Consider the following 258-nt stretch of genomic DNA (forward strand, 5'->3'; position numbering starts at 1 on the left):
GGTTTGGTGAAATAAATGAGTACGTTACTGATCGCCATTCTTGCGCTGGCGGCACTGGCTGCCGTGTTTGGGGCTATTTTGGGGTTTGCTTCTGTTCGCTTCAAAGTCGAAGGCGATCCGATTGTTGATCAAATCGATGCGATTTTACCGCAAACGCAATGTGGTCAGTGTGGCTATCCGGGCTGTCGACCTTATGCTGAAGCGATCGCCAATGGTGATACGATTAATAAATGCCCACCGGGTGGCCAAGCGACGATT

1 protein-coding gene is annotated in these 258 nt (G+C 50.4%); it reads left to right on the plus strand.

What is annotated here, in order from left to right; translation table 11 throughout:
- Positions 1–15: 15 nt before the first annotated feature.
- Positions 16–258, plus strand: a 243-nt coding sequence (locus tag P8629_RS12225) for an RnfABCDGE type electron transport complex subunit B (RefSeq protein WP_278166378.1), incomplete at its 3' end; no start/stop codon positions are given.

The organism is Hydrogenovibrio sp. 3SP14C1 (assembly GCF_029625905.1).
In the GTDB taxonomy this organism is placed as follows: Bacteria; Pseudomonadota; Gammaproteobacteria; order Thiomicrospirales; family Thiomicrospiraceae; genus Hydrogenovibrio.